At 71.7% G+C, this 21455-nt stretch carries 21 protein-coding genes and 1 tRNA gene; 5 read left to right on the top strand and 17 right to left on the bottom strand.

Annotation, left to right across the window (positions count from 1 at the left end):
- Nucleotides 1-100 precede the first annotated feature (100 nt).
- Complete coding sequence (locus tag ACIBCT_RS13630; protein WP_399188125.1) at nt 101-523, bottom strand: DUF6292 family protein; 423 nt, start codon at nt 521-523, stop codon at nt 101-103.
- Nucleotides 524-819: 296 nt separating this feature from the next.
- On the opposite strand from ACIBCT_RS13630, the gene ACIBCT_RS13635 reads away from it, so the two are divergent.
- Nucleotides 820-1245, top strand: coding sequence for a hypothetical protein (locus tag ACIBCT_RS13635; protein ID WP_399188126.1), 426 nt, complete (start codon nt 820-822; stop codon nt 1243-1245).
- Between the two features lie 163 nt (nt 1246-1408).
- On the opposite strand, the gene ACIBCT_RS13640 is transcribed toward ACIBCT_RS13635, so the two are convergent.
- Entirely contained in the window at nt 1409-2548 is a 1140-nt protein-coding gene (locus ACIBCT_RS13640; RefSeq protein ID WP_399188127.1) for a cystathionine gamma-synthase, read from the bottom strand.
- Nucleotides 2549-2579: 31 nt separating this feature from the next.
- The gene (locus tag ACIBCT_RS13645) at nt 2580-2750 is read right to left on the bottom strand and encodes a hypothetical protein (protein WP_399188128.1); all 171 of its coding nucleotides are present in this window, start codon (nt 2748-2750) and stop codon (nt 2580-2582) included.
- Nucleotides 2751-2901: 151 nt separating this feature from the next.
- Here ACIBCT_RS13645 and ACIBCT_RS13650 point away from each other — a divergent pair, with 151 nt between their 5' ends.
- A complete protein-coding gene (locus ACIBCT_RS13650) occupies nt 2902-4089 on the top strand; it encodes a sensor histidine kinase (RefSeq protein ID WP_399188129.1) in 1188 nt (395 codons plus the stop codon).
- 81 nt (nt 4090-4170) lie between these two features.
- On the opposite strand, the gene ACIBCT_RS13655 is transcribed toward ACIBCT_RS13650, so the two are convergent.
- Complete coding sequence (locus tag ACIBCT_RS13655; protein ID WP_344898998.1) at nt 4171-5541, bottom strand: cystathionine beta-synthase; 1371 nt, start codon at nt 5539-5541, stop codon at nt 4171-4173.
- 131 nt (nt 5542-5672) lie between these two features.
- Between ACIBCT_RS13655 and ACIBCT_RS13660 the strand changes: the two genes are divergently transcribed.
- The 3 genes from ACIBCT_RS13660 to ACIBCT_RS13670 all read left to right on the top strand — a co-directional run bounded on the left by ACIBCT_RS13660 (nt 5673) and on the right by ACIBCT_RS13670 (nt 9521).
- Nucleotides 5673-6647 carry an SGNH/GDSL hydrolase family protein gene (locus tag ACIBCT_RS13660; RefSeq protein ID WP_399188130.1) on the top strand — a complete coding sequence of 325 codons (975 nt, stop codon included), beginning with the start codon at nt 5673-5675 and terminating at the stop codon, nt 6645-6647.
- Nucleotides 6648-6706: 59 nt separating this feature from the next.
- On the top strand, nt 6707-8050 hold the full coding sequence (locus ACIBCT_RS13665; protein ID WP_399188132.1) for a PQQ-binding-like beta-propeller repeat protein: 1344 nt from the start codon (nt 6707-6709) through the stop codon (nt 8048-8050).
- A gap of 250 nt (nt 8051-8300) precedes the next feature.
- Nucleotides 8301-9521, top strand: coding sequence for an acetyl-CoA C-acetyltransferase (locus ACIBCT_RS13670; protein ID WP_399188134.1), 1221 nt, complete (start codon nt 8301-8303; stop codon nt 9519-9521).
- Nucleotides 9522-9631: 110 nt separating this feature from the next.
- On the opposite strand, the gene ACIBCT_RS13675 is transcribed toward ACIBCT_RS13670, so the two are convergent.
- The 13 genes from ACIBCT_RS13675 to ACIBCT_RS13735 form a co-directional block, all read right to left on the bottom strand.
- Nucleotides 9632-10042 (bottom strand): PPOX class F420-dependent oxidoreductase, encoded by a 411-nt coding sequence (locus tag ACIBCT_RS13675; RefSeq protein ID WP_399188136.1) that lies wholly within the window; start codon nt 10040-10042, stop codon nt 9632-9634.
- A gap of 72 nt (nt 10043-10114) precedes the next feature.
- Nucleotides 10115-10342, bottom strand: a complete 228-nt coding sequence (locus ACIBCT_RS13680) for a DUF4287 domain-containing protein (RefSeq protein ID WP_344900051.1) — start codon at nt 10340-10342, stop codon at nt 10115-10117.
- 184 nt (nt 10343-10526) lie between these two features.
- The gene (locus ACIBCT_RS13685) at nt 10527-11312 is read right to left on the bottom strand and encodes a Bax inhibitor-1/YccA family protein (protein ID WP_399188358.1); all 786 of its coding nucleotides are present in this window, start codon (nt 11310-11312) and stop codon (nt 10527-10529) included.
- 709 nt (nt 11313-12021) lie between these two features.
- Nucleotides 12022-12094, bottom strand: a tRNA-Leu gene (locus tag ACIBCT_RS13690).
- Between the two features lie 215 nt (nt 12095-12309).
- Nucleotides 12310-13626, bottom strand: coding sequence for an NAD(P)/FAD-dependent oxidoreductase (locus ACIBCT_RS13695; protein ID WP_399188138.1), 1317 nt, complete (start codon nt 13624-13626; stop codon nt 12310-12312).
- 170 nt (nt 13627-13796) lie between these two features.
- Nucleotides 13797-14597 (bottom strand): uracil-DNA glycosylase, encoded by an 801-nt coding sequence (locus ACIBCT_RS13700; RefSeq protein ID WP_399188141.1) that lies wholly within the window; start codon nt 14595-14597, stop codon nt 13797-13799.
- A 147-nt stretch (nt 14598-14744) separates the two neighbouring features.
- On the bottom strand, nt 14745-15821 hold the full coding sequence (locus ACIBCT_RS13705) for a hypothetical protein (protein WP_399188143.1): 1077 nt from the start codon (nt 15819-15821) through the stop codon (nt 14745-14747).
- Nucleotides 15822-16009: 188 nt separating this feature from the next.
- A complete protein-coding gene (locus ACIBCT_RS13710; RefSeq protein ID WP_399188145.1) occupies nt 16010-16993 on the bottom strand; it encodes an exopolyphosphatase in 984 nt (327 codons plus the stop codon).
- A 99-nt stretch (nt 16994-17092) separates the two neighbouring features.
- The gene (locus ACIBCT_RS13715) at nt 17093-17602 is read right to left on the bottom strand and encodes a DUF501 domain-containing protein (protein WP_344899015.1); all 510 of its coding nucleotides are present in this window, start codon (nt 17600-17602) and stop codon (nt 17093-17095) included.
- A gap of 40 nt (nt 17603-17642) precedes the next feature.
- Nucleotides 17643-18053: a septum formation initiator family protein gene (locus ACIBCT_RS13720; protein WP_399188147.1), complete on the bottom strand. Its 411-nt coding sequence runs from the start codon at nt 18051-18053 to the stop codon at nt 17643-17645.
- 203 nt (nt 18054-18256) lie between these two features.
- The gene (gene eno / locus ACIBCT_RS13725; RefSeq protein ID WP_399188149.1) at nt 18257-19534 is read right to left on the bottom strand and encodes a phosphopyruvate hydratase; all 1278 of its coding nucleotides are present in this window, start codon (nt 19532-19534) and stop codon (nt 18257-18259) included.
- 279 nt (nt 19535-19813) lie between these two features.
- Nucleotides 19814-20788: a MazG family protein gene (locus ACIBCT_RS13730; protein WP_399188152.1), complete on the bottom strand. Its 975-nt coding sequence runs from the start codon at nt 20786-20788 to the stop codon at nt 19814-19816.
- An 8-nt stretch (nt 20789-20796) separates the two neighbouring features.
- On the bottom strand, nt 20797-21432 hold the full coding sequence (locus ACIBCT_RS13735) for a SurA N-terminal domain-containing protein (RefSeq protein ID WP_399188154.1): 636 nt from the start codon (nt 21430-21432) through the stop codon (nt 20797-20799).
- Nucleotides 21433-21455: the final 23 nt, after the last annotated feature.

Below are 21455 nucleotides of genomic sequence, written 5' to 3' on the forward strand. Positions count from 1 at the left end.
AGTCGTCCGTGCGGGTCGAGCGTCCGAGCCGATCAGGCGCCCGAGCCGGTCTGACGTCCGCGCGGGTCAGGCGTCCGAGCCGGTCGAACGCCCGTGCGGGTCAGGCGCCCGCGTAGACGGCGTAGGCGCCGAGCGCCAGGTCGAAGCCGTCGCGGTGGTGGCGGTGGGAGCGGTAGCAGGGCCGCCAGGCCGTGCAGTTCCCGACACCCGCGCGGGCGTCGGCGACGGCCGGGCCGATCCGCTCGGGAGCGGGCAGCAGGCCGCCGCCCAGATAGCGGGGGTCGGCGAGGACGGTGGGGTTCTCCCGGTCACCGCTCGCGTAGCGGCCGTGGCGCCAGCCGCTCTCCTCGTCCCAGACCAGCGCGTCGCCCCCGGCCAGCCGGATGGTGACGGTACGCGGGTCGCAGGGTCCCTGCCACCAGCTCTCCACCTGATCGCCCAGCGCCCTGACGACGAGGGCGGCGTAACCGGCCGGGCGCTCGCGCCACTCCTCGCCGTACGGCTCGACATGTCTGATGCTCACGGGGCACTCCCTTGTGCCGTCCTGCCCGATGGAACGCCCGCCCGGCACGACCGCGACCTCACCGTCGCAGGTCTCCTCACACGGGAACGAGCTCGCCAGCGATCCTACTGACCCCCGGAGGGTGCTCAGGGCAAGAATGCGAGGATCGAGCACTTTGCGTTACCTGTACGGATCTTTGCCCGGCCGCTGCCCGCGCCGCCCGTCAGGGCCCGATCGGGGCCCGGAGGCGTGTGCGAGACGTACGGGACGTACGGGGGCGTACCAAGAAGACACCGCCGGAGACTAATGTCTGGCCCATGACAGACCTGCTGCTCTGGCTGCACATCGGTTTCGCGATCTTCGCCCTGGGGCCGATCACCGCCGCCACGATGTCCACCCCCAGATTCATCCGCGCCAAGGACGTCGGCGTCCTGCGCTACCTGCACAAGACCACCCGCGTCTACGGCGTCGCCTCCGTGGGGGTCTTCCTGTTCGGGGTGCTGCTGGGCCGCGAGTTCCTGAGCAGGCCGTACCTGTCGGTGTCCATGACGCTGTTCATCGTCGCCGCGGTGCTGCTGGTCATGGTGGACCGCGACCAGGGCACCGCCATCCGGGTCCTGACCAGCGAGAGCCCCGACGACGACGCCAAGGTGCAGACCGGCCGGATCGCCGCGCTGTCCGGGGTGATCGTGCTGATCTGGATCGTCATCCTGGTGCTGATGGTCTGGGGGGATCCGGTCTGAGCCGGGGTCACGCCCCCGCGAGCGTCCGAGGACGTCAGGTCCGGGCCGGGGGCACGCTCCGGGGACGGGCCGGTCCGAGCCCGGGTCGCGCCCCCGCGACCCGGGCGACCCGGACGCCCCGGACGTCCCGGGTGCCCGCGGAGAGGACCGCGGGACGGTACGGCTAGCCCAGGGCCTGCGTCAGGTCTGCGAGCAGGTCGTCGATCGACTCGATGCCCACGGACAGGCGGATCAGGTCGCCGGGGACCTCCAGCGGCGAGCCCGCCACGGAGGCGTGCGTCATCCGGCCGGGGTGCTCGATCAGCGACTCCACCCCGCCGAGCGACTCGCCCAGGATGAACAGCCTGGTGCGGTCGCACACCTCGACCGCCTCGGCCTCGCCACCGGCGACCCGGAAGGAGACCATGCCGCCGAAGCGCTTCATCTGCTTGGCCGCCACCTCGTGGCCGGGGTGGTCGGGCAGGCCCGGGTAGAGCACCGAGGTCACCCGCGGATGGGCGAGCAGCAGGTCCACCACCCGCTCGGCGTTCTCGCAGTGGCGGTCCATCCGCACCCCGAGCGTCTTGAGGCCGCGCAGCGTCAGCCACGCGTCGAACGGCCCGGGCACCGAGCCCATCGCGTTCTGGTGGTAGGCGAGCTCCTCGCCCACCGAGGCGTCGCGCGCGACGAGCGCGCCGCCGATCACGTCGGAGTGACCCCCCACGTACTTGGTGGTGGAGTGCACGACGACGTCCGCGCCGAGCGCGAGCGGCTGCTGCAGGTAGGGCGAGGCGAAGGTGTTGTCCACCACCAGGAGCGCCCCGTTCTCGCGGGCGAGCTGGGCCAGGGCCGCGATGTCGGCGACGCCGAGCAGCGGGTTGGTGGGGGTCTCCACCCAGATGATCCTGGTCTTCTGGGTCATCGCCGCCGCGACCGCCCTCAGGTCGCCCAGCGGGACCGGGTCGTAGTGCAGGCCCCAGCGCTCGTGGACCCTCGCGAACAGGCGGTAGGTGCCCCCGTAGGCGTCGTTCGGGATGACCACGTGGTCGCCGGGCCTGCACAGGGCGCGCAGCACCGTGTCCTCGGCCGCCAGGCCGGACGCGAAGGCCAGCCCCCGGGCGCCGCCCTCGACCGCCGCCATGGCCTCCTCCAGGGCGGTCCTGGTGGGGTTGGCCGACCGGCTGTACTCGTATCCGGCGCGCAGCCCTCCCACGCCGTCCTGCTTGTAGGTGGACACCGCGTAGATCGGCGGTACCACGGCCCCGGTGTGGGGGTCGGGGTCCTGACCCGCGTGGATGGCCAGCGTCTCGAATCCATGGTTCATGGGCCCAACGCTACTCGCTACGGCGACCCGCTCACCGCCAGGAAAGACGCTCCCCACCTGCCCCGGCGGCCCTTGTCGTCGCCGTCCCGGCCCCGTCGTCGCGCTCGCCGCCGACCCGCGAGAGCAGCAGCGGGTCGGCCAGCATCAGGACCACACCGACCACCAGGCCGGCGATCGGCAGCAGGATCTGCAGGATGTCCATTTTTTTCTCCCCGTTCGTTCTCCGTCGTGACGTCTCCAGCATCCGTGACCGGGCCCCCGCGCCGCCTCCGCTGAAGGTCCCGTCCGGGCCGGTGGCGCTCGGCCGAACGGCCGATACGACATGTCGGCCATGAGGCTTAGGCTCGGTGACCGTGGGAGAGAACAGCCGGCTCGTCTACTGGGTCAAGAGGCTCAGCGAGATCGCGTTGATCGGCTGGCTCGTGCTGCTGCTCCTGGTGGACGTGCTGCTGGCGGCGTCCTCGCCCGACGTGGTGGGGTGGCTGAGCCCCGTGTGCGGGGTGGTCGGCATCGTGGCGGTGCTGCGGCGCCGCCGCCACCGGGTGGGCGACCTCCGCGTCCTGCTGACGGTGTCGGTCCTGTCCACGCTGGTCATCGGCGCCACCGGCGCGGACGGCAAGCCCGGGACGGCCGAGATCGGCGCGCTGCTGATCCTCACCGTCGGCGGGCTGCGCGCCATCGAGCCGGTCCGGCGGGCCGCGCTGTTCTCGCTGGCCGTGATGATCGTGCTGGAGGTCTCGTGCGCGCGCATCAACGAGGCGAACGCGGCGGTGGCCTCGGGGTTCCTGCTCTTCGTCGGCTGGTCATTCGCCGCCGGGACCGGCGCCTACCTGCGCTTCCAGCTGGAGCGCCGCCGCGAGGCCGTCGACTCGGTGCGGCGGGCCGAGCGCCTGGAGCTCGCCAGGGAACTGCACGACCTGGTGGCCCACCACATCACCGGGATCGTGGTGCAGGCCCAGGCGGCCAAGGTCGTCGCCGAGCAGAAGCCCGAGGCCGTGGTCCCCTCGCTGGAGGCCATCGCCAACGCCGGCGCCGACGCGCTGACCTCGATGCGGCGGCTGGTCAGCGTGCTGCGCGCCCAGGACGAGGCCGCCCGCTCACCGGGCAGCACGCTGATGGACATGCGCACGCTGGTGGAGCGCTTCTCCACGGCCGGCCCCCAGGTGGCCTTCGACATCGGCCAGGGCATCACCGACGAGACCGTGCCCCCGGAGGTGATGACCACCCTTCACCGGGTCCTTCAGGAGTCGCTGACCAACGTCCGGCGGCACGCCCCGGGCACCGGCTGGATCGAGGCCGACCTGAAGCTGGCCGACGGCGCCGGCCTGGACCCCTGGAGCGGGACCGTCCCCTGGAGCGGGACCACCGTGCGGCTGCGGGTGCGCAACTACGGCTCGGTGACCGACACGCGGATCAGCCGCCTGGGCGGCGGCTTCGGCCTGGTGGGCATGGCCGAGCGCGTCGAGGCGCTCGGCGGGCGGCTGCTGGCCGGTCCCACCCCCTCCGGGGCGTGGGAGGTGCTGGCGGAGTTCCCGCTCTGACCTCGGACGGCGCGGACCGGAGGGGGATCCCCCTCCGGCCCGTGCCGTACCACGATCCGGCCGGACCGGAGGCCGGTGGGGTCAGTGGTTGGCCAGGAAGGCCAGCAGGTCCTGGCGGGTCAGCAGGCCGACCGGCTTGCCGTCGTCCAGGACGACCGCGGCGTCGGCCTTCTCCAGCGCCTCGACGGCGATGGAGACCGGCTCGCCCGCGCCGATCGTCGGCAGCGGCTGCGACATGTGCGCGGCGATCGGGTCGGTCGGCCGCACCCGGCCCCGGTAGAGGGCGTCCAGCAGGTCGCGCTCCAGGATCGAGCCGACCACCTCGGCCGCCATGACCGGCGGCTCCTCCTTCATCACCGGGAGCTGGGACACGCCGTACTCGCGCATGATCGAGATGGCCGTGTCGACCGACTCGTGCGGGTGGGTGTGCACGAACTCCGGCATGCCGGGGCCCTTGCGGACCAGCACGTCCTTGACCAGGCCCTCCTCGCTGGGGGTGGTCAGGAAGCCGTAGTCGGCCATCCACTCGTCGTTGAAGATCTTCGACAGGTAGCCGCGGCCGCCGTCGGGCAGCAGCACGACGACCACGTCGTCCGGCCCGGCCCGCTCGGCCACCCGCAGCGCGGCGGCCGTCGCCATGCCGCACGAGCCGCCCACCAGCAGCGCCTCCTCGCGGGCCAGGCGCCGGGTCATGCCGAAGGAGTCCCGGTCGGAGACCGCGATGATCTCGTCGCAGATCGTGGTGTCGTAGTTGGCCGGCCAGATGTCCTCGCCGACGCCCTCCACCAGGTACGGCCGCCCGGTGCCGCCGGAGTAGACCGAGCCCTCCGGGTCGGCGCCGATGACCTTGACCCGGCCGCCGGAGACCTCCTTGAGGTAGCGGCCGGTGCCGCTGACCGTGCCGCCGGTGCCGACGCCCGCCACGAAGTGGGTGACCCTGCCCTCGGTCTGCTCCCAGATCTCCGGGCCGGTGGAGTGGTAGTGGCTCTCGGTGTTGTGCGGGTTGGAGTACTGGTCGGGCTTCCAGGCGTTCGGCGTCTCCCTGGCCAGCCGGTCGGAGACCGAGTAGTAGGAGTCGGGGTGGTCGGGCGCGACCGCGGTCGGACAGACCACGACCTCGGCGCCGTACGCGCGCAGGACGGAGATCTTGTCCTGGGCCACCTTGTCCGGCACCACGAACAGGCAGCGGTACCCGCGCTGCTGGGCCACGATGGCCAGGCCGATCCCGGTGTTGCCCGAGGTGGGCTCCACGATCGTGCCCCCCGGGCGCAGCTCGCCCGACTTCTCGGCGGCGTCGATCATCCGCACCGCGATGCGGTCCTTGACCGAGCCGCCGGGGTTGAAGTACTCCACCTTCGCCAGCACCTGGGCGGAGATCCCCTCGGTCACCTTGTGCAGCCGGACCAGGGGGGTGTTGCCCATCAGCTCGACGAGCGAATCATGTACGCGCACCGGGATAATCACCTCGAAATACCAAAGCTGGGTCAGCTTGTTTGTCGTGCGCCGTGATCCCATGGGGGTGGCGGGCCTCGGCGTGGGTTCCAAGGCAACGCTACCGCCCCGCACGGAGGGAGCAACGCCTCGTGATCCGGACGCCCGGGACGGCGCGCGCCGCCCGACGCATCGCCGCCGCGGCCGCGGTGGGAGGAGGGGGCGTCACCGCGCTCGGCGCGGCGGCCTACGGGCTGCTGCTGGCCGAGGCGCTGGTGGCCCGCCGCACGGTCGGGCGCCCGCACGGCATGGAGGGACCGCCCTCGGACGGCGTGTACGGGCCCTTCGGCGGCGAGCCGATCCGGCTGGTGATGCTCGGCGACTCCCTCTCGGTCGGGCTGGGCACCTCCGACCCCGCCGAGACGCCCGGCGCCCTGATCGCCAACGGTCTCGCCCTGATCGCCGAGCGGCCGGTACGGCTGACCGTCGCCGGCAGGTCCGGGGCGACCTCGGCCGAGCTGGGCGACCAGGTGGACCGGGCGCTGAAGGCCCGCCCCGAGATCGCGGTCGTCTTCGTCGGCGCCAACGACGTCACCTCGCAGACCCTGCCCGCCCAGGCCGTACGGCACCTGCGCAAGGCCGTGCTGCGGCTGCGGGAGGCCGGCGCCGAGGTGGTCGTGGGCACCTGCCCGGACCTGGGCACGGTACGGCCGATCGCCCAGCCGCTGCGCTGGGTGACCCGTCGCTGGAGCCGCCAGCTGGCCGCCGCGCAGACCGTCGCGGTGGTCGAGGCGGGCGGGCGGACGGTGGCCTTCGCCGACCTGCTGGGACAGGAGTTCGACACGAACCCGGCGGAGATGTTCGGCCTTGATCGTTACCACCCATCTGCACAAGGTTATCTACAGATCGCTTACGCGGTGCTACCTTCTGTGTGCGGCGCGTTGGAACTGTGGCCCGAACCCCGGGCCCGGCGCGCCGAGTCGATCTACCTCGCGGCGGCCAAGGCCGCGGAGGAGCCCGGCGCCGAGGTCACCGCGACCCGTGTCGGCGGCCGGGCCACCGGACCTCACGGACGGTGGGCCACCATGCTCGGCCGCAGAACCGGAGCGCGGCCCCGCCGCGCCTGAACCCGGTCACCCTCCGCGGCGAGGCCGTGACGCCTCGTCCGCATTGGAGTGGAATACCCGTGATCCGGCCCCTCGCGAAACCGGCCCTGGTGCTCGCCGGAGTTCTGACCCTGGGCGGCTGCTCCGGCAGCGAAGCGGCCACCCCGGACCATCCCACCTGGCACAACACCGAGATGAACGCGGTCAGCCGCACCACCGTCGCCGGAGGCGTGGCCGCCACGACCTCCATGAGGCCCGACGGCACCCTGGAGACGGTGGCCCTGGACCTGGTCACCGGCAGGAGGCTGTGGGCGCACCCCTCGACCATGGCGGGCCGCCTGCCCGGGATGGGGGTCTCCCCCCCGGCGATCGTCGAGACCGCCTCCGGGCGGACCGTCGCGGTGGCGATCGATCCGGCCAGGCGCGGCCGCTGGAAGGCCACGCTGGTCGGGCTCGACGGGCGGACCGGGGCCCGCAGGTGGAGCCGGCCGGTGCACTCCACCTTCGGCCCGCAGCGGTGCGGGGCGTACGTGTGCGTGTCCGAGAACACCGCCCTGGCCGGTGCCCGCGTCGTCGTGCTGGACCCGCTCACCGGGAAGGTCGCCTGGCGGCTGCCCGGCATCGCCGAGGCCCAGTGGTCCGACGCCTCGCGCGTGGTCTTCCTGCGCCTGGCCCGCCGCCCCGTCCTGCAGGCGCACGAGGTGGTGACCGGGAAGGTCCTGTGGCGGGTCCCGGTCGAGCAGGCCCTCGGCACCGGGATCGACCTGTCGGGCGGCTGGTCCTTCGGCGCGACCGCTAACGACCTGGTCGGGTACGTCGCCCCCTACACCAATCCCAAGACGAACAAGGCCTCGGCCTTCGGCCTGTTCTCCGTCAGGCTCTCCGACGGCAGGGTCAACTGGATGCGCCCCTCGGTGGTCCGCGTCTACCCCAGCGGCAGCCCCGGCCTGGCGCCGGTGGTCCGCCCGGTGGACCAGGAGGGCCGCTACGGCGGGTTCGCCCGGCTGGCCGCCGACGACGGCCGGGTGCTCGGGCAGATCTCCGCCACGCAGGTCCCCGAGGCGGGCTGGTGGCTGGCGTTCCCGCCCCGCATGGAGAAGGTCGGCTTCCTGCGGCACGGCAAGCCGGGCACCGCCTTCGACCTGCCCACCGGCCGCCCCGCCGACGTCAAGGACGCGCACGCCTGGTCCTTCTGCGTGACCGATCCCAAGCCGCTCCCGCTCAAGGGCCAGCCCGCCGGTTTCTACTCGGTGGCCTCGCTGTGCGAGTTCAGGCTCGCCGACGGCACCCGGGTCGCCGGATCGGGCGCCCCGCCCGCCTGGTTCACCGGCAGTCAGAACGGCTGGCGGATGTGGCGCGACGAGAAGGGCGGCCTGCACGGCATCAAGGACGGCGACGGCACCGCTCCCGGCATGTACGGCTGACGGACGCCCGGCTCGCACGACGGGCCCGCCCCCGGCCGGCGCGACCGGCCCACCCGATCGGCTCACCCGGCCGGCCCGCGCGGCACGCCGCACGACCGGGTCCGGCGATCCCTCACGACGGGCCCCGTCTCCGGACGGGGCCCTGTGCGTCCGGTACAACGTTCTGTTCCGGGTGCCCCCGGGGCGTGGATTCCGGCATACCGCGCGGTACGCTCCGCTGCAGGAGCAGATACGAACCCAGGAGAGCCACATGCCCGAGGCAGTCATCGTCGCGACCGCGCGCTCGCCCATCGGACGCGCCTTCAAGGGGTCCCTCAAGGACATCCGCCCCGACGACCTGACCGTACAGATCATCCAGGCGGCACTTGCCAAGGTCCCCCAGCTCGACCCGACCACGATCGACGACCTCATGCTGGGCTGCGGCCTGCCCGGCGGTGAGCAGGGCTTCAACATGGGCCGCGTGGTCGCCACCCTGCTCGGCCTGGACACCGTCCCGGGCACCACCGTGACCCGCTACTGCTCGTCCTCGCTGCAGACCACCCGGATGGCCCTGCACGCCATCAAGGCGGGCGAGGGCGACGTCTTCGTCTCCGCGGGCGTGGAGTGCGTCTCCCGCTTCGGCAAGGGCAACTCCGACTCGCTGCCCGACACCCAGAACGCGCTCTTCGACGACGCCCGCGCCCGCTCGGCCCGGGCCGCCGAGGGCGGTGGCGACGTCTGGCACGACCCGCGCGAGGACGGCCGGCTGCCCGACATCTACGTGGCGATGGGCCAGACCGCGGAGAACCTCGCCGCGCTCAAGGGCGTCTCCCGCCAGGAGCAGGACGAGTTCGGCGTCCGGTCCCAGAACCTGGCGGAGAAGGCCATCGCCAACGGCTTCTGGGAGAAGGACATCACCCCGGTGACCCTGCCCGACGGGACCGTGGTGAGCAAGGACGACGGCCCCCGCGCCGGGACCACCTACGAGGCGGTCGCCGGGCTCAAGCCGGTCTTCCGGCCCGACGGCACGGTCACCGCGGGCAACTGCTGCGCGCTGAACGACGGCGCCGCCGCGGTGATCGTGATGAGCGACACCAAGGCCGCCGAGCTGGGCATCACCCCGCTGGCCAGGATCGTCTCCACCGGCGTGACCGGGCTCTCCCCCGAGATCATGGGCCTGGGCCCGGTCGAGGCCTCGAAGCAGGCCCTGGCGCGGGCGGGCATGTCCATCGGCGACGTGGACCTCGTCGAGATCAACGAGGCGTTCGCCGCCCAGGTCATCCCGTCCTACCGGGACCTCGGCATCGACCTCGACCGGCTCAACGTCAACGGCGGCGCCATCGCGGTGGGGCACCCCTTCGGGATGACCGGTGCCCGCATCACCTCCACGCTGCTCAACAGCCTGGCCTTCCACGACAGGTCGATCGGCCTGGAGACCATGTGCGTCGGCGGCGGGCAGGGCATGGCGATGGTCCTGGAACGCCTCAGCTGACCGGACGCCCCTCCGGGGACACCGTGCGGGGACACCCGCCCGGGGACGACGTGCCCCGGGCGGTTCCGGCCGGGGTGCCCGGCCGGTCGACGGCGAACCGTCGCGGGCCGTCAGCCGTGGACGTCGGGGCCCGCGCGGGTGAGCTCGATCCTCACGATCACCCGCCGGTCCCGTTCCATGGCCGCCCGGTAGTCGTCCCAGTCGGGGTGCTCGCCGGAGATGTCGCGGTAGTACGCGACGAGGAGCTCCATGGCCTCGGGGAGCGGGACGATCTCCGCCGTGCCGTCGATCTGGATCCACTCGCCGAAGAAGGCGTCCGTCGTCACGCAGAGCGAGACCCGGGGGTCCCTGCGCAGGTTGCGGACCTTGGCGGCGGTCTCCCGGGTGCTGACGACCGGGTTCCCCTGGGCGTCGATCCCCACCGTGACCGGGGAGAGCTGGGGACGGCCGTCGGCATGCGTGGTCAGCATGACCGCGCGGTGGTTGGCTCGGATGAAGGCGCGTGCCCTGTCATGATCCATGCGCCCATCATGGCGGGTACGTCGAAGCCCGCACCACCGAGGTGGCGCGGGCTCGGCTGAGATCGGCGGCCTCTACAGGTAACGGGTACGGCGGTGCCGCTCGTGCTCGTGCACGATGGCGGCGGCGTAGCCGTGGGACAGCCCGTGCTCGTCGGCGAGCCAGGTGGCACGCTCGTCGCAGCGGAGGAACGACGGGCCGTTGTCGATTGCTTGGAACCACTCCGGGAGTGCGCGTCCCGTGATGTCCGGAACCCTTGCGATCAGCTTGCTCTGCGTCTCCATTGAGTGGTTCAACGACATGGGCACCTCCACGGATAGGCTCCTTTGCTCGACAGTGCATCACGAAAGCCCAGTTGGCAAGCCCCGGGACGCTTCTTCCGTCGTGCTTCGTCCATCCCCCGGCCGCCGCCTGTTCACTCGTCGGGGCGGGAAAAACGAAGGACCCCGCCGGAGGCGTTCCGGCGGGGTCCTTCTGGGAGATCGGTCAGTCGCTGCTGCTGAAGTAGCTCAGCAGGCGCAGGATCTCCAGGTAGATCCAGACCAGCGTGACGGTCAGGCCGAAGGCCATCAGCCACGAGTACTTCTCGGGAGCGCCGTTCCGCACCCCGCGCTCGACCTCGTCGAAGTCGAGGAGCAGGAAGAAGCAGCCGATGAGGATCGTGGCGATGCTGAACACGTACGCCAGCGGGCCACCGGCGCGGATGCCGATGCCGTCCTCGATGAAGAACCCGGCCACCAGGTTGACGAGCATGAGGCCCATCAGGCCCAGGCCCGCCGCCACGACGAACTTGGTGAACTTCGGCGTGACCCGGATGATGCGCAGCGAGTAGACCGTCAGCATGGCGCCGAAGGCCAGGGCCGTGCCCACCACCGCCTGGAAGACGATGCCACTGTAAAGATCGTTGTAGACGTGGCTGATCACACCGATGGCGACACCGTAGGCCACGGAGTAGCCGAGGATCAGCGCCGGGTTGGTGCTCTGCTTGAACGAGATCACCAGGGCGAGCACCAGGCCGACGAGGACGCCGGCGATCGCCGCGCCCATGCCGAGGTTGAGCGCCCAGGCGGCCGCCGCCGACACGACAAGCGTGCCCAGCGTGATGAAACCGCGTACGACCACGTCGTCGATCGTCATCGTCCGCTGTGCGGGCGGTGCGTACGAGGGCGTGTCGTACATTCCCTGAAGCTGGTCAGGGGTGGGGGTCGGCATGCCCCAGCCCTGCTGATTCCCCTTAGTCTGCCGACCGAATACGGGGTTCCTGCTCTCCATCGCTGCCTCCACGCTGCAACCTACGCGATCAGCGTATTAGATCGGTTGTCACACGGCCGTATCGTGTTGATATCCATGCTGTTCGGATGGCCGCACGGCTACCGCCGACAGTGCCAACGAACGAGTGCCGCGCCCGGTTCCCGACCCCCACATTGATTTCACCGGCCGTCGGCCGGAAAGGCACCGCGAGGTCTGCGAGGTCTTCGCCTCTTTCAGGGTACGGCGCCCTCGGCCGCGCATGTGGGTCACACCCGTCCCAACCCTCATGACCCCCGTTTTATGCCTGCGGCCTCCCACCCCGGCCCCGGCCGTGACCTCGGCCTGGATCCGGCCGTGATCTCGGCCCTGATCCGGCCGCGCTCCGGGGGAGACCCCGGGACGGTCGCGGCACGGCCCGGCCCGGCCCGGCCGGCCAAGGAGGCGGCGCCCCCTCGCGGGCGGACCCGGCGGCCGGGGGTGGCACGCCCCACGGGCCCCGGGCGTCCCGCGGGCTCCCCGGGCTCCGGAGGTTCAGCGGCATCCGTGACCTCCGGGCTCCATAGACTCCCCGGGCTCCGCGGTCCCGGGACGGCCCGGCCGGTGGGACGACGACCGTCTCCGGTCACCGAGAGCCGTTCGACGGGCCGATCAGGGGCGGGGTCGGTCACCGGAAAAGGACACCGTCCGCGTTCTCACCGGTCGGAGGCCTCGATCGGCGGGTCTTCACGGGTGCCCCCGGAGGGACTCGAACCCTCACTCGAACCCTTTTAAGGGGTTTGCCTCTGCCATTGGGCTACGGGGGCGCCGTAATCATACGTAACGGACCACTCATGCGTAACTGCTGGAGCCAACGCCCGCCTGTTCGATGGGCGGAAAGCTCCTAATCGTCCTAATAAAGGGGATCCGGTGACGCATGGGACGTCTGAAACGACGAATCCGGAGGGGGCCGTATCGCCCGCCTCCGGATTCGCAGGGTTCGGCTCCGCATTCACGGAGCCCGCCCGCGGATTCTCGGGGCTCAGCTCGCCGCCGCCCTGCGGAACTCCGTACGCGGCTCCTCGATCTCCCCCAGGGAGACGGTCTCGCGCTTGAAGAACAGCGCCAGCGTCCAGTCGGCGGTCACGCGGACCTTGCGGTTGAAGGTCGGCACCCGCGACAGGTGGTAGGTCCGGTGCAGGAACCACGCGAGCAGCCCGCGGACCTTGATCCCGTAGACGTTGGCGACGCCCTTGTGCAGGCCCAGCCCGGCGACGGAACCGACGTAGCGGTGACGGTAGTCGACCAGCTCCTGGCCGCGCAGACTACGGGTGATGTTGTCGGCCAGGACCTTGGCCTGCCGCACGGCGTGCTGCGCGTTGGGCGCGCAGTACTGGCCGGGGTTGGTCACGTCGGGCACGCCCGCCACGTCACCGGCCGTGTAGGCGTCCTCGACGCCGACCACGGTCAGGCGGGTGGTGGCCTTGATCCGGCCGCGCTCGTCCAGCGGCAGGTCACCGGCGTTGACGACCGGGCTGGGCTTGACCCCGGCGGTCCACACGATGGTGGCGGCCTCGAACTCGTCGCCGTCGGAGAGCTTGACCAGACCGCCCTCGCAGGAGTTCAGGCGGGTGTTCATCTTGATCTCGATGCCGCGCTCGCGCAGCTGCTCGGCGGTCCACTTGCCCATCTCCGGACCGACCTCGGGCAGGATGCGGTCGGTGGCCTCGACGAGGACCCAGCGCATGTCCGCACGGGAGATGTTGCGGTAGTAGCGGGCGGCGTCGACCGCCATGTCCTCCAGCTCGGCGAGCGCCTCGATGCCGGCGTAGCCGCCGCCGACCACGACGAACGTCAGCGCCCGCCTGCGCAGGCCCTCGTCGTCGTCGCTCTCCGCCCGGTCCAGGAGCTCCAGGACCCGGTTGCGGAGCGCGATGGCCTCGCCGACCGTCTTGAAGCCGATCGCGGAGTCGGCCAGGCCGGGGATGGGGAGCGTGCGGGAGACCGAGCCGGCGGCCATGACCACGATGTCGTACCCGATCTCGTGGGGGGTGCCGACGTTGGGGGCGAAGGTCACGGTCTTGGCCGCGTGGTTGACCTTGGTGACCTTGCCGTTGAGGATCGTCGCCTTCGAGAGCACCCGGCGCAGGGGGACCACGACGTGCCGGGGCGAGAGGTTTCCGGCGGCCGCCTCGGGAAGGAAGGGCTGGTAGGTCATGTGGGATTCGGGGGTGAGGACGGTGATGCGCACGCTTCCGTCGCGCAGTGCCCTGCGAAGGGTCTGCTGCAGGCGCAGCACGGTGTAGAGACCGACGTAGCCTCCGCCGACCACGACGATGTGCTTGGAGTTGCGGTCCACTGTGACGCCATCCTTAGTTTCGAGGCTTGTGAAACCTTTCACAAGCATACCCGTGCGATCTCCCCCGCGCCAGGTGCGACCCTGGCAACAGCACCGGTTTTTTCTCCTACGTCATGGAAAGCCCTTCTTTCGGGTAAGAAATTCCAACGATCTTCTCTTTGTGATCGACTTCACAAGCCGCGCAGCGCGTTCGCCCTGGTGAAGACGTCGTCGAGCATCCGCTCGGTCACCCGGCCGGTGAAGGTGTTCTGCTGGCTGGGGTGGTAGCAGCCCAGGAGCCGTACCGAGGCCCCCTCGGGTGAGACGATCTCCACTTCGGCCCCGTGGCCGAAGGGCGGCCTCGGGCGGGGCAGGGTGTACCCGGCGTCCCTGAGCGCGGGCCAGACCGCCTGCCAGGCGAACCCGCCGAGGGCGACCACCACCCGCAGGTCGGCCGAGGCCAGGGCGATCTCGCGGGCCAGCCAGGGAGAGCAGGCCGCCCGCTCGGAGGGCTCGGGCTTGTTGGCGGGCGGGGCGCACCGGACCGCCGCCACCATCCGCGCGCCGATCAGCCGCTGCCCGTCACCGGCGCGCACGCTCGTCTCCTGCGCGGCCAGGCCCGTCCGGTACAGCGAGGCGAACAACCAGTCGCCGCTGCGGTCCCCGGTGAAGATCCTCCCGGTCCGGTTGCCGCCGTGCGCCGCCGGGGCGAGTCCCACGATGAGCACCTGCGGCCGCTCGTCCCCCCACCCGGCGATGGGCCGTCCCCAGTAGGTCTCCCGGGCGAACGCCCGCCGCTTGACCGTCGCCACCTCCTCGCGCCACTCGACCAGGCGCGGGCAGGCCCGGCAGACGGACTGAGCGGCCACCAGGGCGCCGAGGTCGCTGATCTTCAGTGCGAGCTCGCGCACCTCGCCGGGGTTCCGGGCGACGGGGGTGTCGGGCCGGGCGGGGTCTTCGGGCCAGCCCGAGCCGGGAGGAACGTGGGTCATCCTCCGATGGTGCCCGATCCCGGGTCCGTCCCGGACCGTACCGGCACACGAGAAGGCGGCGCCCGCGAGGTGCGGACGCCGCCCGTCGTGCTCGTGGTGCGGCCCGACACCGGGGTGCCGGGCACGTCACCGTGACCTACCGTGCCGTCAGGCGCTCGGGGTCGGGGTGAGGGTAGGGGTGGGGGGCGGGGTGCAGACGACCTTGGCCGTCACGGTGTCGGTGGTCGGGCCACCGTAGATCTCGATCGCGCGCTTGGACTGGCCGGAGGCCGAGGCGCTCCAGGTGTCGCTCACGCTCTCGCGCTGCGGGCCCTTGCCACCGAAGTAGGCGCGCTGCCAGTCGCCCGCGACACCGTCGCGGATCCAGCGGTACTTCACCGCGACGTGACCGCGCGAGACGCTGATCGTGCCGGTGAAGGTACGGGTCGCCGGGCAGGTGCCGGTGTAGTCGGACGGTGCGCTGACGCCGGCCCAGACCTTCGGCGCCTCGTCCTCGCAGCGGATCTTGAAGTACTCGCGGCCGGAGGAGGCGTCCACCGGGCCGAGGATCTCCAGCGAGGCCCAGCCCCTGAAGTCGTCACGGGGCTTGATCACGTGGTAGACCCTGCGCGAACCGTCGACGCGCACGGCGTCGCGGTCGACCACGTGGCCGTTGACGACCCACTGGTAGCGCACCCAGCGGACACCGGAGGCGCTGATGCGGCCGATCAGGGTGGCCTTGCAGTCACCCTCGTCCACCCAGATCCGCGCGTCGACGCGGGGCTTGGGCGGCTGGATGACCTCGTGGTCGTCCTCACCGGCACCGCAGGAGACCGCGAAGCGGCCCTTGGCGGAGGTGGCGGCGCGGGGAGCCAGGAGCTGGATGGCCTGCCAGCCCTTGACGTCGCCCTTGAAGGTGGCCTTCTCCTTGACGGTGAAGTTCTTGACACCCTTGCCGCGGAAGGTGAAGGACTTCACCTTGCTCTTGGAACCGTCACCGTGCAGCCAGCGGTAGGCCACGGTGGTCTTGCTCTTGACGGCCTTCACCTTGATCCTCGAGGAGAAGGTCACCGTGACCGGGCACTCGCCGCTGTACTTGGCGGGCGAGGCCTTGGGCGTACCGGCCCAGACGGCGGGCTTGGGCTTGGGCTTGGCGACGGCGGAGGCCGCCGTCGCCTGGCCCGTGCTGGCCGCCGCTGCGGGCGTGGCCAGCAGACCGGTCGCCATCGTCGCCAGCATGGCCACGCCGGCTCCTGTTGCGGCTAGCTTTCGTGCTAGTCCGGACTTCATGAGGGGATGCTCCGTTCGTTGGGAGGCACAAGATCACCCCAGGAGACGGTTGCCGCCCCGACGGCAGTCGCGCCGGGTCTCACGGCAAAGCCTCGCTGAGGCTCCTTTACCACACCATAAACGGAAAAGCCGTTCCCTCGCGGTTAAACGCGAGAATTGTCGGGCTTGTTATGTTTAGCGATGGACCAGGCGATGCCATCGAGGATGTCGCGTTCACTGGTGACCACCTCGGCGAAACCGTACCGGCGCACCAGCCGGTCCAGGATGAGCGCCCCCGCGCCGATGACATCGACCCGACCCGGGTGCATGACGGGAATCGCGGCCCGGCGCTCGACGGTCATTCCAAGCAAGCGCTCGGCGATGTCATGCACCTGACCTGCCGCGATTCGCGAATGGTGAATTTTCTCCGGATCGTATTCCGGCAGTTCGAGCGCCATGCCGGCGACGGTGGTGACCGAGCCGGCGAGCCCGACCAGGGTCATCGCCCGCTCCACGGGCACCTCGGCCGCGACCCGGTCCAGCGCGTCGTCGATGTCGGCCGTCGCCGCCGCGACCGCCTCGGCCGACGGCGGGTCACCACCGTCGCGCAGGTGCCGCTCGGTCAGCCTGACGCACCCGATGTCCACCGACAGCGCCGCCTCCACGTGCGTCGAGCCGAGCACGAACTCGGTCGAGCCCCCGCCGATGTCGACCACCAGGTACGGGGGGCGGGTGCCGTCCGGGGACGGCATCCCGGTCTCGGGCGAGAAGCGCACCAGGTCGCGGGTGGCCCCGGTGAACGACAGCTCCGCCTCCTCGGCCCCGGTGATCACTTCGGGCTCCACCCCGAAGATCTCGCGCACGCCGTCCACGAACTCCTGGCGGTTGGCGGCGTCCCGGGTGGCGCTGGTGGCGACCACCCGGACCGCGGCGGCCCCGTGAGCCTCGATGAGGCCTGCGTAGCCGCGCATCGCGGTGAACGTGCGTTCCAGGGCCTCGGGTGCCAGCCTGCCGGTCCTGTCGACGTCCTGGCCCAGCCGGACGATCTCCATCCGCCGTTCGACGTCGGACAGGCCGCCCTCGCCGACGTCGGCGACGAGCAGGCGGACGGAGTTGGTGCCACAGTCGATCGCGGCGACGCGCATCACGCGGCCTCCTTCGGGGCTCGGGGTACGGCCGGGCCTACGGCCCGGATCGCGTGGAAGGTCATGGGAGGGCCCGGCACGCCGGTGAAGGCACGCTCGGGGTCATCGCGGGTCCACGTCCCCGACGCAGGGCCCGGCCGCCCACCACTCGCCCAGCGCGTCGAGCGTCTCGCGGCCGAACGGGTTGCCGCCGGGCACCGCGAGCTCGTGCCCGGCCAGGGCGTGCAGGCACTTCACCCGGGTGGGCATGCCCCCGGTGCTCTGCATGTCGCGGGGCAGCGGCTCCAGCCCGTCCTCGGCGGCGGCGCGGTCGCGGCGGGCCACGTAGTCCTCGTGGGCCGCGCGGTAGGCCTCGGCCAGCTCGGGGTCCTCGGCCAGCCTGGCCTGCATGTCGCGCATCATCCCCGACGTCTCCAGCGTGCCGATGGCCGAGGCCGCCCGGGGGCAGGTGAGGTAGAACAGCGTCGGGAACGGCGACCCGTCGGGCAGCCTCGGTGCGGTCTCGACGACGTCGGGCAGCCCGCACGGGCAGCGGTGCGCCACCCCGCGCAGTCCTCGCGGCGTCCGGCCGAGCTGTCGCTCCACCGCCGCCACGTCGCGGTCATCGACCATTCGTGACACCCCCTGAAAGACGACAACCAGGGTATCGGCGTCACCCGGCCGCCTTCGCCGCCTTCTGCCCCTCGCCGCTGTCGGCGGCCTTGACCGAGTCCCACAGGGTCGCGTACCACGGCGGCCTGGTGGCGGTCCTGCGCTCACCGGCGGCGCCGGAGTCCCGCGAGGGCGACTCGCCCATGACGACGTAGCACTTCTGCCCGGGAGCGCAGTAGAAGAGCCGCTCCCTGCCCTGACGCTTGATGAAGCCGGGGTCCAGCAGCTGCCTGTGACGGTCGTCCAGGGCCTTGATCGCGGCGAGCTCCCTGGCCCTCTCCTGCTCCAGCTGGGCGATCTGGCGCCGCTGGGCGACGTACTCCCTGATGGGGTAGGCGAGGCTCATGGCGATCGCGCACACCACGATCGCGAGGATCGCGGCCCGTCCGGTCAGCTGCGGTCGTGCCGCCATCGCCCCTCCTTCGTCCGTGCGCCCCCATGGCACCGGCCCCCTGCCCCGTGCGGCGACCCCGACGCCGTACGGGCACCGATCCCGGCGCATTCCCGCCGGTTCCGGGGATCCCGGCCGGTTCCGGTGGTCCCGGACGGGCCGGGCGGCGGCGTGCCCGGGTGACGGCCCGCGCCCGGAGCGGGAGCGGGCCGCCAGACGAGAAACTACCGTCGGAACCGCGGGAACGCGGCACGACCCGCGTAACGGGCCGCGTCGTCCAAAAGCTCTTCGATGCGGAGCAGCTGGTTGTACTTGGCCACCCGGTCGGAACGGGCCGGGGCACCGGTCTTGATCTGGCCGCAGTTGGTGGCCACGGCGAGGTCGGCGATCGTGGTGTCCTCGGTCTCGCCGCTGCGGTGGCTCATCATGCAGCGGTAGCCGCTGCGGTGGGCCAGGTCCACCGCGTCGAGGGTCTCGGTCAGGGTGCCGATCTGGTTGACCTTGACCAGCAGCGCGTTGGCGGTGCCCTCGGCGATGCCGCGGGCCAGGCGCTCGGGGTTGGTCACGAACAGGTCGTCGCCGACGAGCTGCACCTTGTCGCCGAGGGCGCGGGTGATGGCGTTCCAGCCCTCCCAGTCGCTCTCGTCCAGCGGGTCCTCGATGGAGACCAGCGGGTAGCCGGCGACCAGGTCCTCGTAGAAGGCGATCAGCTCGGCCGAGGACAGGCCCTTGCCGTCGATGGTGTAGACGCCGTCGGAGTGGAACTCCGAGGCGGCCACGTCCAGCGCCAGCCCGATGTCCTCGCCGGGCACGTACCCGGCCTTCTCGATCGCGACCAGGATGAGGTCGAGCGCGTCGCGGTTGGAGGGGAGGTTCGGGGCGAAGCCGCCCTCGTCGCCCAGACCGGTGGCGTAGCCCTTCTCCTTGAGCACGCCCTTGAGCGCGTGGTAGACCTCGGTGCCCATCCGCACGGCCTCGCGGAACGTCTCCGCCCCGATGGGCGCGATCATGAACTCCTGGACGTCGACGTTGCTGTCGGCGTGCGCTCCTCCGTTGAGGATGTTCATCATCGGCACCGGCAGCACGTGCGCGTTGGGCCCGCCGAGGTAGCGGAACAGCGGCAGCTCGGCGCTCTCGGCGGCGGCCTTGGCCACGGCCAGCGAGACGCCCAGGATCGCGTTGGCGCCCAGCCGCGCCTTGTTGGGCGTGCCGTCCAGGTCGATCATGACCTGGTCGATGCTGCGCTGCTCGGCCGCGTCGAAGCCGAGGATCTCGTCGCCGATCTCGTCGGTCACCCCCAGGACGGCCTTCTCCACGCCCTTGCCGCCGTAGCGCTCGTCGCCGTCACGTAGCTCGACGGCCTCGAACTGGCCGGTGGACGCACCGCTGGGAACCGCGGCACGACCCTGGCTGCCGTCGTCCAGGAGGATGTCGACCTCGACCGTCGGGTTGCCCCGGGAGTCAAGGATCTCGCGGGCGGTTACGCCCTCGATGGAAGCCACGAAGCGCTCCTAAAGTCGCAGGACAGTTTGCCTCAGAAGCCTACCGAGCCCTACTTACCGGTACGGCGGCCGGGACCGGGTACCGCGATCCCGTCACCTCGCGGCCGGGAACCCTTCACGTCCCGGACACCTCGTGAAAGGTGTCCCGCCTCTCTCACGCGTCCGTCCCCGGGTCTCTCACGGCTTCGGACCTCGGTCTCTCACGCGTCCGTCCCCGGTCCTGTCACGGCTTCGGACCTCACCCCGCCCGGTCCTCGCGGCCCGGTCCTCGTGGCGACGTCAGGGCGGCAGGTCGCGGACCCGGTCGCGGTAGGCGCGGGCGACGGCGCGCAGCTCGGCCTCGGGATCGAGCCCGGCCGCGTGCGCCTGGCGTACCAGCTCGAAGAGCCGCGCGCCCAGGCCGTCGGCCGGGATCTGCTCGGGCACCTCGACCGGGGCTCCGGCGCGCTCGGCGCGGCGCAGCAGCTGGGCGGCCAGCGACAGGGCGGGCTGGCCCATCGGGACGCCGTCGACGGCCGACCCCGGGTCGCCGCCGTTCTTGGCCGCCCGCTCGGCCGCCTTGATCGTCTCCCAGTTGGCGCTGACCTCGCCCGCGCCGTCCACCCGGGTGTCGGCGAAGACGTGCGGGTGGCGGCGGACGAGCTTGGAGACGATCCCGTCGGCCACGTCGTCGATGTCGAACGCCCCGGCGGCGTCACCGGCGTCACCGGCCTCGCCGGACCGGTCCCGGGCGACCCGCGCGTGGAAGGCCACCTGCAGCAGCAGGTCGCCCAGCTCCTCGCGGAGCGCCGCGTGGTCGCCCTCCTCGATGGCCTCCAGCACCTCGTAGGCCTCCTCGATGAGGTACGGGGCCAGGGACTCGTGCGTCTGGCGGGCGTCCCAGGGGCATTCGACGCGGAGCCGGTCCATCACCGCGACCAGGTCCAGCAGCCGGGCGCCGGGCAGGTCGTAGGAGCCGGGCACGATCTCGATCACCGGCGGGTCGTCGAGCGCCACGGCGGCATGGCCGATCGAGCGCATCAGCGCCTCGTCGGCCTCCAGCCACACCACGGTCGCCGCCTGCGCCTCGCGGACCAGCGCGGCCGGGTCCGGCGCGACCACCTCCACCTGCACCCCGGCCTCGGCCAGGTAGGGCAGGTGCGGGTGGGCGGCGGAGCCGGTGCGGACCGGCCCCTGTCGGAGCACCTGCCACGCGTGGTGGCCGAGCAGCCCCGGGGCGACCCGGGGCGAGGTGGTGACGACGATCAGCGGCATGCCCGGCGCTACTGCTGCGGCGGCGCGGGAGCGGCCGCGGACTTGCCGGCGGTGCCGAAGCGACCGGCGTCGACGAAGACGCTGGGCTGCTGCTCGCTGCGCTGCGTGTTGATCTGACCGTACCGGGGGCTCCACTCGACCTTCACGGTCTGCAGGTCCTTGATCGCCTGCGCCTGGCCGCGCTGCAGGGCCGCCTCGTCGTTGCCACCGCCGTACTTGGCGACGAGCTTGTTGATCAGCACCTGCGACCTCATGAAGTCGCGCGCCTTCGAGGGGGCCACGGCCTGCTGGAGCATCGCCTGCTCGAACTTCTGCGGGCCGCCCTGGCTCGCGATCACCTGGTCGATCTCGCCCTCGGTGACCGTGATGCCCTTGCTCTCGGCGACCTTCGCGTACTGCCTGGCGTTGACCAGCTGGAAGAGCACGAGCTGCGGGACGCTGTCCTGGAACTGCAGCTGCGAGGCGTTGACGCCGGCCTTGGCCAGCGCCGCCTCGTACTCGCGCACGTTCCTGTCCAGCTCACCGGAGCTGATCCGTTCCCCGCCCACGACGGCGGCGGCGCCCGCCTGGTTGGGAGAACAGGCGGTCAGCGCGACCCCGGCGGCGGCGACCGCCAGGATGACGCGTACTCGAGTCGACTTCACATGCGTTCCCTTCACGACAAACG

The organism is Streptosporangium sp. NPDC050855, assembly GCF_044456585.1.
Taxonomy (GTDB): domain Bacteria; phylum Actinomycetota; class Actinomycetes; order Streptosporangiales; family Streptosporangiaceae; genus Streptosporangium; species Streptosporangium longisporum.